A 13,085-nucleotide genomic window follows, 5' to 3' on the forward strand; every position below is an offset into this window, starting at 1 on the left:
AAAATATTTTCAGTCGCATGATAGTTATTCAACATACTGTCCTAATTCTTCCCAACGGGCCATTTTCTCCTCTGACTTTTGGGTTAAATCGTTTAATTGTTGCTGTAAGTCGCCTAGTTGTAAATAATCATTACCGTTAGTTTGACTCATTTGTTCATTAACTTCTGTCATCTGCTGGTCAATTTGGTCAATTTCTTTTTCCAACTTGTCAAATTCAATTTGTTCGGCATAAGTTAATTTAGTTTTAACTTTAGGTTCAGCCGGTTCAGTTGGCTTCGGTGTTGGGGCACTAGCAACTTTCTTAGCCGGTTGCTGTTGTTGTTCTAGTTGCAAATAATCAGTAAATTGACCAGAATAGCGGTCTATTTTTGCATCACCGTCAAAAATTAGCAGCTGGTCCGCGACTTTATCCAAGAAATAACGGTCATGAGAAACAGTGATCACAGTTCCAGCAAAAGTTTCTAAATAATTCTCAAGAATTGTCAACGTCCCGACATCTAGGTCATTAGTTGGTTCATCTAAAAACAATACATTGGGTTGCATCATTAATAATTTTAATAAATATAACCGTCTTTTTTCTCCACCAGATAATTTACGAATCAAAGTTCCATGCATAAATTTAGGAAAGAGGAACTGTTCCAATAACTGGGTGGTACTGATCCGTTCACCATTGCTATTAATCACATTTTGAGCGACTTCGTTTAAATAGTTGATTACTCGTTTATCTTCGGGGATCGGTTCAGTTTGCTGACGATAATAAGCGGTCCTGACAGTTTCACCAATGATCACTTCACCTTGGTCCAGCGGAGTTTGACCAGCTAAAACATTTAAGAAACTAGACTTACCCGCACCATTTTTACCAGTGATCCCGATTCGATCGCCAGCATTGATCATGGTGCTAAAATCATTGATAATTTGATGGTCGCCAAGTTTTAATGAAGCATTCTTTAATTGTAAAACTTTTTTACCCAAACGTTGTTGACCTAAATTAATATCGATGTTTTGGTCGACTTGTACCTTGTCGCTAACTTGATCGGCTAATTTTTCAAACCGATTGATCCGAGCTTGCTGCTTGGTTGAACGGGCTTTAGCACCAGTCTTCATCCAAGCTAGTTCTTTTTTATAGAGTTGCTGATTTTTGTGTTCCTGTTGCAAAGCTTGTTCTTGCCGTTCGGCTTTTTGCCGGACAAAATCCTCGTAGTTCCCCTGATAAGCGGACATTTTGCCAAATGATAGTTCATAAATTTGATTAGCAACATGATCCAAAAAATAGCGATCATGGGTCACGATCAATAATGCACCTTGATAGTTCTTGAGGTATTCTTCCAGCCAATCGATCGAGTCAAAATCTAAATGGTTAGTTGGTTCATCTAAAATCAACAAGTCCGGACTTTGAATCAAAACTTGTGCCAGGCCAACCCGCTTGCGCTGTCCACCGGATAAGGCTGCAACTTTTTGGTCTAATTCAGTGAGGTGAAGCTGCGTCAAAATAGTTTTAACATCACTTTCAGCATTCCAAGCGTCTTCTTCGTTCATGCGTTCTTCTGCTTTAGTATACTGTTCGATCGCGCTTTGATCTGTCGGATTTAATTCAAGTTTTTGCAATGCTTGTTCATAGGCTCGAATTATTTTAAAAACTGGCGCACTTCCCTGAAAAACTGCCTCTAAAACAGTTTTATCAGTTGCTAAATCAGGATTTTGTTGCAGATAGCCGATCTCATAGTCGTTAGCATGGATCAATTCACCGCTGTCTGCAGGATCCAAACCGCTAATTGCATTTAATAAAGTGGTCTTACCAGAGCCATTTGTACCAATCAAGCCGATTCGGTCGTGTTCATTAATAATAAAGTTTAAATCCTCAAATAGAGTCTTTTCACCATATGTTTTAGTTAAATGTTCAACACGTAATGTTTGCAAAATTCTCACTCTCTTCTCTAAATACTAGATTATTTTCGAATCACTAAACCCTACTTAAACGTTTTTGCATAATGCAATAAAGTTTCTTTGTCATTTGCCAGTTTTTTCGTCAAAACTAGTTGTTCGACTGCTTTAATGATTTGACCAATTTGCGGTCCAGGTTTCATTTGTAAGGTTTGGATCAAGTCTGTTCCAGTTAATTGTAATTCTTTTTTGTCTTTAATCGGCAACTCGTTATACCAGTTGGTTAATTGTGTAACCGGTACAGCGTGACCTTCATACTGCGCCACTTGGTTAGCGACTAACAATAATGGTAACCCGGTTTGATACAAAATTTGTGCAGTTGGCTCTGGGAAAAAGGCAACTGCCTCTTGTGCATGAACAACTGCATTAATAATCTCATTGGAAGTTTTCCACTGACGCAGCATTTTACCAGTCTGTTGCGGCTTTTTATTTAAAAATCGCCCACATAACGTCCAAACAGCTTCTTCGGAGGACAGCTCTAAATTTTCTAAAGCTGCGATGTGAGTTAACTGCACTTTTTCTTCGGCAAAAGCTGGACAATACTTAAACATATCAGTTTGGAGAAATTCTGTTAAGCCTTGGTTCGGATTTTTGCCTAACATTAATTTGACCCATTCAACATGGATCCGTTCAACTGCGATCTTGGTCAATAAGCTAGCATTAGCCATAATTGCTTGCTTGGTTTGTTCCTCTAATTTGAAATTTAATTGACTTACGAATCTAACTGCTCTCATCATTCGTAACGCGTCTTCATGAAACCGTTCGGTCGGATCTCCCACTGCACGAATAGTTTTGTGCTTTAAATCTGTTAGACCACCAAACAGATCAATGACGTTTCCTTGCGCATCCATTGCTAAGGCATTGATCGTTAAGTCTCGTCGCTTGAGGTCTTCCTTTAAGGAACGCACAAAAGTCACCTGGTCAGGGCGACGAAAGTCTTGATAACCGCTCTCGGTTCGAAATGTGGTGACCTCGTAGCCTTCACCATGGTCCAAGATCATGACAGTTCCATGCTTGATCCCAGTATCAACGGTCCGCTTAAAAATTGATTTAACTTCTGCTGGATAAGCACTTGTTGCAATATCAACGTCGTGAATTTCCATGCCTAACAATGTATCACGTACACTGCCGCCAACAAAATAAGCTTCAAAGCCGTGCGCTTGGAGTTGTTCTAAAATCGGTTGTGCCTCAATAAACTTTTGTGGTAAATTTTCAATTTTCATAGAATATTTTTTTCGCCCTGCTTTCAACCATGGTCTATCGTGAATTTAAATAATTAAGGGTAATTACTTTTCAGTGTTTAAACTTAAAATAAAGGCCCTTTAAACGTTTAAAGCTTAAATCATAAAACTACCCGTTAATTAGTTTAAGTGGTCAAGAAGATTGGTTGTCGTAATAATTAACGGTAGTTTACATCGGACTAGGTTACTAATGTATAAACTAGTAATTTCTGATAGTTTAAGTCTCGTTATCAATTTTAACAAAACTGCTGTTGCTTGCCTAGTAGCAGCCAAGCGAAAAACGACTCCCTTGTTGCTAGTTTTTATTAATTTTGATAAAGTAAAAGTAACAATTTACTAATTGAAAGGAGCCTTACAAATGAGCTTTCCCTACGAAAAAAGATTTAGACACTATCTGCAAACCGACAAGCTAGCCGCTCAAGCAACTGAAACTGATACTTGTCATGATGTGAACGATCTCTTTACCTATCTGCGTAATTTTAATGAAACCTACCGGCAATCTCCAGACTTGTCCGTTTTGGAAGAAACCGATATTAACGAATACTTAATTATGTTACAAACTAAACGCGCAATCAAGAATACTACCTATAATAAAGTCCTGACTCACTTGAACACTTATTTTAAGTTCTTGTTTAAAAACAAATTATCTCACAGTTTACCAACACTCGCTATTAAGGGATTAAAACGTCCGCAAAAACAACTAGTGGAACTGCTAGGCTGGCAACAAGATCTGGTGAGTTATTTGAATAGTGACCAACTTTCAAATTATAGTAAGATGGTTTTACTGCTATTAACTCATTTTTATACGATTACAGAAATCGTTACTCCCGGTTTCTATCAGGTTTTAGACCGAGAAGATTGGCAACCGGCCGAAACAAATTTTATCCAGCGTTTCCAACAAGAACAGGCCTCTTTGCAGCAATTACAAAATTCGCCCGATTTATTCTTAAAGGTACGTTTAGATTTAACTGAACCACATTTGTCATTAGCTGGGTTGCATAAAATTTTAAAAAACGACCAGCCATTCTGTGACCTGCCCCTCGCCCCTCGTCGCCTCTATCAAGCAGTTATCATGGACTTTATTCAACGACACCAGGAACTAACTGACAGTCAGCTCTGTGGACAATTACGGCTAAATCCAACTTCACTAAATTACTACCGGGGACTGTTGACCCAACAAAGAATTTGAAAATACGGGTTAGAAATCGACTTGTTGATTTCTAACCCGTATTTAGTTATGTTTCGCTACTTGACTCCTAGCCGGCTCATTTCGTTTTTGTTAGTTAATCTTGCAGTTCTTCCCATAACTCATTTATTTCTGGATCATTAGGTTCAAGTGCCAAAAACTTTTGGACACATTGCCGGGCTAACTGCCGCTGCCCTGCATTCCGGAAAAAGAAAGCTGCATCAAATAAGAAGTCAGTTGAATCAGTTAATTCTTGATAGGCTGCTTGGTAGTCACTGAGAGCATCTTCATAATTATCAAGTGCAGCAAAAGACCGCCCTTGATTCCATAATAAACGGGCGTTAGAAAGTTCTTCTTCTTGGTAGTCCTTGATCAACGCCAGGTTTTCTTGATGTTCTCCAAAGCTAACCAGTAAATTACTGAGTGCAAGCACTAACGTCAAGTTATCGGGTTCTTGTTCTAAAGCTTTTTCCAAATACTTCTTTGCGTCCTCATTTTGACCTAATTTAGCAGCCAATCGACTCGCATTTTGGTAAAGCGCAATATTGTATTGATCGACACTTAAACCATCTTGTAAAATTTGTAAAGCATTTCTAAGTTGGCCTTGGTTTTCATAAATTTTAGCTAAATACGGATACAGGGTTGCGTAATCTGGTGCAATTTCTTTTAAATGAACAAAATTTTTCAAGGCATCTTCTTCATGTTTTAATTGGAATTGTGTCACTGCTAATTGAAAAATTAAATCTGGTTCCAAATCTTCTTTATGGATTTGTTCCAGGTAGCCTAACGCCTGCTCAAATTTACCGATTTCAGCGTAACATACGCCTAAGCGACCAACTAGATTAACCTGCGAATAATTTTGGAGACCTTGTTTGATCAGACTGAGGTAATACCCCAAAGCCTTGCGGTATTCTTTAATACTAAAGTACAATTCCGCTAAAGCAAACTGAATCACTTCTTCATCAGGAGCTAACTTAGCAGCGGTTAATAATTTTTGCTCACTAACTTCAAATAGTCCTTGAGTTTGATAAAGGTCAGCCTCTACCAGCAGCGATTCTACATACGCTGGCGATATTTCCTTAATCTGTGATAAATAGTTCAATGCTTGGTCATCCTTGCCCTCACTAATCAAAATATCGGCCAGAGCAGTCCGTAATTCATCTTCAGCAGGATAACGGTCTAATAATAGTTGATATGTCCGAGTTGCCATGGATGTAAAGCCTAAAGAATAAAGTTCTTCAGCCAGTCCATATAAAGTGTCATCATCATCTTTACGTAGGGCCCATGCAAACTTCTTTTTGGCTTCATCAAATTGTCCGAGTTCTAGATTACTTAATGTTTCTTGTGAATAGCTCATTTAACTGCTCCTTTGCTAGTAGTATTAATTATTTTTTTATTTGATTTATTGTTTCAATCCAGGCAGATTTTTCGCTGTTAAAAAAGACCAGGATAAGAATGAAATCTTACCTGGTCTTTAAAATGCAGTTGTTCTTATTTAACAACATCCTTCAGAGCTTTACCTGGCTTAAATGCAGGAACTTTGCTTGCAGGAATTTGAATTTCTGCACCTGTTTGTGGGTTACGGCCTTTACGAGCTGCGCGTTCGCGTACTTCGAAGTTACCAAAACCGATTAGTTGAACTTTTTCGCCATCCTTCAAGAAATCTTGAATTGAGCCAAAAACAGCGTCAACTGCAACAGTTGCGTCCTTTTTTGTCAAACCTGTTTTTTCTGCAACAGTTTCGATCAATTGTGCTTTATTTGCCATGTGTTTCACCTCCTGAATTGAAGATTTCGGGTATAAAATAACTTTATACCTTTTATAAGTAATTGGCTTGTGCCAAATACATGAAACAATGACTAATAAATCATTGCTCATGTAATAAGATAGCACATAAAGCCTAATATAACAAGGTTTTTGGGCTCATTTAGCTGATTTTTTTGCTAAATTATCGCATATATTAAAACATTCTAATATAAACCTTTGCTTTACTTATTTTCTCCGTCTTTCAATAATTCGGATCGGTGTTCCAGTAAAGTCAAACGCCTCTCTAATTTGATTTTCCAAGAAACGTTCATAAGAAAAATGCATTAAATCAGGGTCATTGACAAAGACCACAAAAGTTGGCGGCTTAATTGCAACTTGAGTCCCGTAGTATACACGCAGACGCTTCCCATTTTCAGTTGGTGTTGGATTATGCGCGATTGCATCCATTAAGACATCATTTAAGACAGACGACGAGATCCGCTGTTCATGATTATGGTAAACTCGTTGAACTAAATCAGGCAAGCTGCTTAACCGTTGATGAGTCTTTGCAGAAACAAAAACAATTGGTGCATAGCTCAAATACTGAAATTCGGCTCTGATCAATGCTTCGAACTGTTGTAAAGTATGGTTACTCTTCTTTAAGGTATCCCATTTATTAACAACAATGATCACACCACGACCAGCTTCATGAGCATATCCAGCAACGTGCTTATCCTGTTCACGAATCCCTTCTTCAGCGTTTAAAACAACACAGACCACGTCACTCCGATCAATGGCACGCATCGCACGTAAAACGGAGTATTTTTCAGTGTTTTCATAAACTTTACCCCGTTTTCTGATCCCGGCGGTATCGATCATTGTATATTCAGTATTATTTTCCGCCACAAATTTGGTATCGATCGCATCACGGGTTGTTCCTTCAATTCCAGAGACGATAACCCGGTTTTCACCTAAAATTGCATTAACTAATGAAGACTTTCCGACATTAGGACGACCGATAAAGCTAAATTTAATCGAAGAATCTTCCTCATTCGCAGTATTTTCAGGGAATGCTTGACAAATTTTATCAAGTAGATCACCAGTCCCGATCCCATGGGTTCCGGAAACGGCAACTGGATCACCTAAGCCAAGAGAATAGAAGTCAAAGATCTCAGCCCGAGCCTCGGGATTATCAACCTTATTAACTGCAAGGATCACAGGCTTATTAGATTTATATAAAATTTGTGCGACCTGCTCATCAGCATCCGTCACACCTTCTTGAACACTAGTGATCACTACGATCACATCAGCTTCATCGATCGCAATTTTGGCTTGTTCAGTAATCTGAGTGATCAAAGGTTCATCACTGATTTCAATCCCACCAGTATCAATAATATCAAAATTTTGCCCTAACCATTCACTATGGGCATAAATTCGGTCTCTTGTGACCCCAGGAGTATCTTCCACAATGGAAATTCGTTCCCCAGCTATCCGATTAAAAATAGTTGACTTTCCCACATTAGGACGACCAACAAAAGCAACTACTGGATTGGCCATAAATATCCACCTCTTTCTAAAACTACACTTTCACTATTTTAACAAATTTTATAAGTATAAAAAACCAGTCCAAGAACAACAGGCATGGACTGGTTTCGACTTATCAATTTAAGTTAAATTATTTTTTCAACTCGTCGCCAATAAGGTCGCCCAATGTGAAACCTGTTTCTTCATCAGGGAAGTTATTGGATTGGTTTTTGTTTGACTTGCGTGCTGGTTCTTGATGTTCAGCAGCAGGTTTTTCTTGCAAGGCTTTGATTGATAATGCCAAACGATGATTTTCACCATCAACGCTCAACACTTTAGCTTCAACTGTTTCACCAGAAGTTAATACTTCATTAGGTGTAGCAATGTGCTTGTGTGAGATTTGGGAAATATGAACCAAACCTTCAACGCCAGGGAATACTTCAACAAAAGCACCGAAACTTGTTAGACGTTTAACAGTTCCTTCAATGACGTCGCCTTCAGCAACTTTTTCGTTAATGTCATCCCAAGGTTGTGGTAATGTTTGCTTGATTGAAAGTGAGATTCGGTCTTTTTCAGGATCAACTGAAAGAACTTTAACCTTCACATCTTCACCAACTTTAAGCACGTCAGATGGCTTGCCAACACGTTCGTATGAAATTTCTGAAACGTGTACCAATCCGTCAACGCCGCCAAGGTCAACAAAGGCACCAAAGTTGGTCAAACGAGCAACTTTACCTTCAACAACATCGCCTGCAGCCAATTTACTCATGATTTCTTGGCGTTTAGCTTCACGTTCTGCACGAGCAACTTCTTTATGAGAAAGGATCAAACGATTTTCGCTTGGTTCGATTTCAATGATCTTAAGTTCAAGTTCTTGACCTTTGAACTGGTTAAGATCTTCCACAAAGTGATCAGAAACCATCGATGCAGGAATAAAACCGCGAACACCTGCGTCAACCACTAAGCCACCCTTAACAACTTGTGTAACAGGGGCTGTGATGTTTTCACCAGCTTCAAATTTTTGTTCAATTTCATCCCAAACTTTACGTGCTTCAAGTCTGCGTTGCGACAATAAGAAACTGCCGCCTTCTTTATCAGAGCCGATCTTCGAAATCACAACTAAATCAAATACATCACCGATTTTAACTTGATCTTCGATTTCATCTGCTTTAATACTTAATTCGCGGGCAGGAACGATACCTTCAACACCAGTACCTTCAATCCCAACAATAACTTGTTTTGAATCGTCTAAGGCCAATACTTCACCTTTAACGACATCACCAATTTTAACAGGCTTTACACTGTTCAACGCTTCTAATAAATCCTTGTTTTCTGATTCACTCATGGACTAAGTCCTCCTTAACAACTAACTCTAAGTTATATCTTAACCGATTTTAGTTAAAATTTCCAGTTAATTTTCATTTTTTTGTGCTTGTTTGACAAAATAAAGTATTTTTTCCACAACTTCTTCGATATTTAATGAAGTTGTGTCCAATAAAATTGCATCACTCGCCTGAGTTAATGGTGAAATTTCACGGTGTGAATCCTTGTAATCTCGAGCAGAAATTTCTTGTTCCAATGTTTCCATTGAAGTTTCAATGCCTTTGCTGATATTTTCTTTATACCGTCGAACTGCTCTTTCGTGAACACTAGCGACCATGAAAATTTTTACTTCAGCAGCCGGCAAAACAGTTGTCCCAATATCCCGGCCATCCATCACAATTGCACCAGCTGCTGCAATTTCTTGTTGTTTAGCGGTCATTTCTTGGCGGACACTGGCCTGAGCAGAAACTAACGACACTTGGTTCGTAATTTCTGGCAACCGAATCGCCTGAGTCGCATCTTCGCCATTTACGTATACTAATTGTTCAGGAGCAGCAGGTACAAATTTTAATTCAAAGTTTGTCAGCATTTTTTTAAGCGCTGCATCATCATCTAATGCTACTCCTTGCTTTAACGCTGCATATGTGACTGCGCGATACATTGCACCTGTATCACAGTAAATATAGTCCAACTTTTTTGCGACTAACTTAGCAACCGTACTTTTCCCAGCAGATGCTGGACCATCGATTGCAATTTGCATTTTTCTTGTCATAATTTTCCTTCCAAATTACGTATTTCAATCTTACTAATTTAAACAATGTTCTCCACAAATAAATAGAGGCCACTCACCAGGAACGACCTCTGTAAATATTACTTGATCCGAATCTGTTGACCAGGATTGATCGTTGAATTAGCATTCAAGCCAGGATTGAGTTGAATTAGTTCTTCAACTGTTAAGCCATTGTTAGCAGCGACCCGGTATAAGCCTTGTCCTGCGTCTACAGTGACATATGAGCCATCTGAGCTTGAACTGTTCTCGCTGGCACTAGAAGATTGCTGGCTGCTTTCTGCGGCACTGCTAGAAGTTTCACTAGCGACTTGAGAAGAACTAGCAGCTGAAGTTGTTTCACTTTCACTAGCACTCTCCTGAGTCTTGGTTGACTCAGTCGTACTCTTAGCGACAGTTTTTTTAGCCGCCTTCTTTTTAGCTGGCTTGGCTTTTTTCTTGGACGAAGAAATGACTTCGACTTGGTTATCACTATTTAATGTTTTATTCGATGAAGTTTTTTGTGAAATAAAATAAAGTGCGATAGTACCGATAATGATAATCAAAAAAATAACCAACAAAGAACTGGTCAAAACTGTATTGCTCTTATTATTCCGGCGAGTTACCGACCGCGAATAATTGCCGTTGTTATCTTTTTCATCTTCAAAAGTACTTTCCCATGGCTTTTTTGTATGTTGGTCATCCTTATTGTTCATGAATCACACCTCCTTAAGTTAACTCACCAATTATTTTACCATAGTTATTTTTTTTTAAAAAGAAATGGTGCAGAAATCTTGCAGATTCAGCAAACTTTTTACACACTGACCTAGTCATCCCGAAATAACTTCTGCAAGACTTGCCGATAATCACGACTTGGCGGTGTGTTTTTTGGTAAATTATTGGTTACTTGGTCGACGTTGGCAAAAATTTGTTGCAGATCATAGGATTCTTCTCCTAATTGACAACAATTTTGTTGATGCTTAACTACCCGTTCTTCATCAAAATACCGCAAAATAAAGTTTCGTTTACAGTCTGGATAATTAACATAGGCTAACATCTGTTGCAACGCTCGTAACTTTTCTGTCCGTCTTTGTGTAAAAATTTGTTCCATATCCGCAAAACTGATCCCCATTTGCTGGTAGCGTGTGACCAGATAAGCACTCTCACTCTCTAAACTGGCACTTTTTAAAGCAGCTGGTGATTGTTGATACAGTTCTAATTCATCTGAATTTGGCAATGAATTAAAGGCCAATCTTTTTTGTAAAAAACGGTCATTTTCATTAAATAAAATAATTGCAATACTTTGTTGACCGTCTCGACCTGCTCGTCCAATTTCTTGGACATAATTCTCCAGATCTTGCGGCATATGATAGTGGATCACGTAACGGATATCAGTTTTATTGATTCCCATTCCGAATGCTGAAGTGGCGCAGATCAAGTCCAACTGACCAGTTAAAAATTGTTGTTGGACAGCATAACGTTCAGCAAACGATAAACCGGCATGATAAGCAGCAACATGTAAACTGGTTTTTTGCTGAATTAACTCCGTCAGCTCATCACACTGCTTTTTGCTAGAAAAATAAATCAACCCTGGCCCAGGTAATTGCTTGAGCAAGGATAATAAACGTTCCTTTTTCGTTTGTTCATCTGGTAGTTTTTCCGTCGCTAAAAAAATATTGGGCCGATCAACTGAGTATTGAACTAACTTAAAACTAGCTGGTAAGCGTAATAGTTTAGTCATGTCCGCTAAGACACGCTTAGTTGCCGTTGCAGTCACTGCTAAAGTCAAGGGGTCACCAAGTTGATGCCGCATTTGACCTAACTGTAAATAATCTGGGCGAAAATCTGGTCCCCACGCTGAAATACAATGCGCTTCATCGATCACTAGTAAGCCAATGTTTAGTTGTAATAAAGCTGCAAGCACTGCTTCATTCCTTAACATTTCTGGTGCCAGATAAATAAAGGCATAGCGATTTAACTGCTCTAAGACCTGTCTTTTATCTTGGAAGCTTAAATTTGAATTCAAAGCGACCACTCTTTTTTCGCCTTGTAAGCGTAACTGTTCAACTTGATCTTGCATTAAGGATAATAAAGGCGAAATAATCACGACTGGCTGCTTAGTGTATTCACCAAAAAATTGATAACACAGTGATTTGCCGGTCCCGGTCGGTAAAATTGCAACCGTTGAACGATTATTCAATAAACTAGTGATGACTTCTTCTTGACCAGCTTTAAACTCAGTAAAACCAAATTTTTGTTGTAAAAAATGATGTAATTCATGTTCAACGTTCACTTTGTTCACGAGTCCTCCAAATTGCATATAATCTATACTTGAAAAAAGAAATTTTTGCCTGGTACTCACCCACCATCGAATACTGCCACTGATCAATGTCAGCCGGTAAGATTTTCCCCAATAACTGCCGTTCAGTGTTGCTCAAAAATAGTTCAAAGGGAAAATCAGCATTAAATATCGCTGCATTTAGCAGGTGTTCTAAAATTGTACTTTCTTTGAGCTGACTGCGCTGAACAATTTGGGGAATAGAAAATCCCCGCGTAATTAAAGTTAATGTTTTCTGCGATTTCTGGTATAAAGCATTTTTGGACTGAAAATGCGTAATCATCGGTGCTAACGGCGAATTGGTCTGGATCAGTTCCAGAACAAAACGACTATTGAGATCTAACAGGGTTAATTCAACTGCTCGTTGACTAATATTAAGTGCTTGTGCGACTTGTTTTGTGGTGGCAGGAACTGTCTCATGTCCGGCAAATTGGGAACAAAAGATCCAGGCATCCTGCGGGTCTTCTAGAGCTAAAAATTTTTTTAGTTCAGTCACTAGCTGTTCTTTTAGCGCCCTTAGGCCATGTGCTCTGACCCAGTTTTTGAGGACTGCCTGACATTCAAAATCATCGACAGCGACATAATAGCGGGCATTTTTCCAACTGGCTTCGGAAGCAACTTGTACTAATAAACGTAATAATTTGACTAAATCGTACACGCGGTAATTGGCAAAAACTTGTGGTGCAGCTAAAGAATGCTCTGCTTGTAATTGTGCTTGGCAAGCTTGTCCGTCTGCCGTTAATAAAACAGTCCCATCATCTTGTTTTAGGAGCATTTTTTGTTGACAAAGCAGCTTGATCTGCTGGTCAAATGCCTGTGTATCCATACTTGGACAGAGGTTAATATAAGCTAACCACTGATAACGCATGCCCCAAAATAACGTGGAATTGGATAACCGTTTGCTAAGTAATTGGCGCAAAACGGCAGGTCTGCGTGCTTGCTGAGTCGAAAAAAACAGCAGCCAATTGTCTTCACTAACCTTTGACATACTGCTGCCCTCCTCTTACTAATATGATCTGC

At 38.8% G+C, this 13,085-nt stretch carries 11 protein-coding genes; 1 reads left to right on the plus strand and 10 read right to left on the minus strand.

Going from position 1 to position 13,085, the window contains the following annotated elements; all coding sequences use genetic code 11:
- Positions 1 to 24: 24 nt before the first annotated feature.
- Positions 25 to 1,917 (minus strand): ABC-F family ATP-binding cassette domain-containing protein, encoded by a 1,893-nt coding sequence (locus LPAF129_RS00625; protein ID WP_244053986.1) that lies wholly within the window; start codon positions 1,915 to 1,917, stop codon positions 25 to 27.
- A 50-nt stretch (positions 1,918 to 1,967) separates the two neighbouring features.
- On the minus strand, positions 1,968 to 3,164 hold the full coding sequence (locus LPAF129_RS00630; RefSeq protein WP_244053989.1) for a CCA tRNA nucleotidyltransferase: 1,197 nt from the start codon (positions 3,162 to 3,164) through the stop codon (positions 1,968 to 1,970).
- A gap of 376 nt (positions 3,165 to 3,540) precedes the next feature.
- Here LPAF129_RS00630 and LPAF129_RS00635 point away from each other — a divergent pair, with 376 nt between their 5' ends.
- Positions 3,541 to 4,371: a site-specific integrase gene (locus LPAF129_RS00635; protein ID WP_244053990.1), complete on the plus strand. Its 831-nt coding sequence runs from the start codon at positions 3,541 to 3,543 to the stop codon at positions 4,369 to 4,371.
- A gap of 94 nt (positions 4,372 to 4,465) precedes the next feature.
- Here LPAF129_RS00635 and LPAF129_RS00640 read toward each other — a convergent pair whose 3' ends face one another.
- From LPAF129_RS00640 to LPAF129_RS00675, 8 genes are all read right to left on the minus strand, one after another.
- Entirely contained in the window at positions 4,466 to 5,725 is a 1,260-nt protein-coding gene (locus tag LPAF129_RS00640; RefSeq protein ID WP_244053993.1) for a tetratricopeptide repeat protein, read from the minus strand.
- Positions 5,726 to 5,859: 134 nt separating this feature from the next.
- The gene (gene hbs / locus LPAF129_RS00645) at positions 5,860 to 6,135 is read right to left on the minus strand and encodes a non-specific DNA-binding protein Hbs (RefSeq protein ID WP_017868147.1); all 276 of its coding nucleotides are present in this window, start codon (positions 6,133 to 6,135) and stop codon (positions 5,860 to 5,862) included.
- Positions 6,136 to 6,360: 225 nt separating this feature from the next.
- Positions 6,361 to 7,671 (minus strand): ribosome biogenesis GTPase Der, encoded by a 1,311-nt coding sequence (gene der / locus LPAF129_RS00650; protein ID WP_244053995.1) that lies wholly within the window; start codon positions 7,669 to 7,671, stop codon positions 6,361 to 6,363.
- Positions 7,672 to 7,789: 118 nt separating this feature from the next.
- Positions 7,790 to 8,983 carry a 30S ribosomal protein S1 gene (gene rpsA, locus LPAF129_RS00655; RefSeq protein ID WP_244053999.1) on the minus strand — a complete coding sequence of 398 codons (1,194 nt, stop codon included), beginning with the start codon at positions 8,981 to 8,983 and terminating at the stop codon, positions 7,790 to 7,792.
- 66 nt (positions 8,984 to 9,049) lie between these two features.
- Positions 9,050 to 9,733, minus strand: coding sequence for a (d)CMP kinase (gene cmk, locus LPAF129_RS00660; RefSeq protein WP_244054000.1), 684 nt, complete (start codon positions 9,731 to 9,733; stop codon positions 9,050 to 9,052).
- Positions 9,734 to 9,831: 98 nt separating this feature from the next.
- A complete protein-coding gene (locus LPAF129_RS00665; protein WP_244054003.1) occupies positions 9,832 to 10,443 on the minus strand; it encodes a LysM peptidoglycan-binding domain-containing protein in 612 nt (203 codons plus the stop codon).
- A gap of 110 nt (positions 10,444 to 10,553) precedes the next feature.
- Positions 10,554 to 12,047, minus strand: a complete 1,494-nt coding sequence (locus tag LPAF129_RS00670; RefSeq protein ID WP_244054005.1) for a RecQ family ATP-dependent DNA helicase — start codon at positions 12,045 to 12,047, stop codon at positions 10,554 to 10,556.
- Positions 12,010 to 13,053 carry a helix-turn-helix domain-containing protein gene (locus tag LPAF129_RS00675; RefSeq protein ID WP_244054008.1) on the minus strand — a complete coding sequence of 348 codons (1,044 nt, stop codon included), beginning with the start codon at positions 13,051 to 13,053 and terminating at the stop codon, positions 12,010 to 12,012. The genes LPAF129_RS00670 and LPAF129_RS00675 overlap by 38 nt, the downstream gene beginning before the upstream one ends.
- Between the last annotated feature and the right edge of the window lie 32 nt (positions 13,054 to 13,085).

The organism is Ligilactobacillus pabuli, assembly GCF_022836475.1.
Taxonomy (GTDB): Bacteria; Bacillota; Bacilli; order Lactobacillales; family Lactobacillaceae; genus Ligilactobacillus; species Ligilactobacillus pabuli.

Coding starts and splice junctions, on each gene's coding strand:
- LPAF129_RS00630 (WP_244053989.1), bottom strand. CDS start 3,164: ATGAAAATTGAAAATTTACCACAAAAGTTTATTGAGGCACAACCGATT.
- LPAF129_RS00635 (WP_244053990.1), top strand. CDS start 3,541: ATGAGCTTTCCCTACGAAAAAAGATTTAGACACTATCTGCAAACCGAC.
- LPAF129_RS00640 (WP_244053993.1), bottom strand. CDS start 5,725: ATGAGCTATTCACAAGAAACATTAAGTAATCTAGAACTCGGACAATTT.
- hbs (WP_017868147.1), bottom strand. CDS start 6,135: ATGGCAAATAAAGCACAATTGATCGAAACTGTTGCAGAAAAAACAGGT.
- der (WP_244053995.1), bottom strand. CDS start 7,671: ATGGCCAATCCAGTAGTTGCTTTTGTTGGTCGTCCTAATGTGGGAAAG.
- rpsA (WP_244053999.1), bottom strand. CDS start 8,983: ATGAGTGAATCAGAAAACAAGGATTTATTAGAAGCGTTGAACAGTGTA.
- cmk (WP_244054000.1), bottom strand. CDS start 9,733: ATGACAAGAAAAATGCAAATTGCAATCGATGGTCCAGCATCTGCTGGG.
- LPAF129_RS00665 (WP_244054003.1), bottom strand. CDS start 10,443: ATGAACAATAAGGATGACCAACATACAAAAAAGCCATGGGAAAGTACT.
- LPAF129_RS00670 (WP_244054005.1), bottom strand. CDS start 12,047: ATGCAATTTGGAGGACTCGTGAACAAAGTGAACGTTGAACATGAATTA.
- LPAF129_RS00675 (WP_244054008.1), bottom strand. CDS start 13,053: ATGTCAAAGGTTAGTGAAGACAATTGGCTGCTGTTTTTTTCGACTCAG.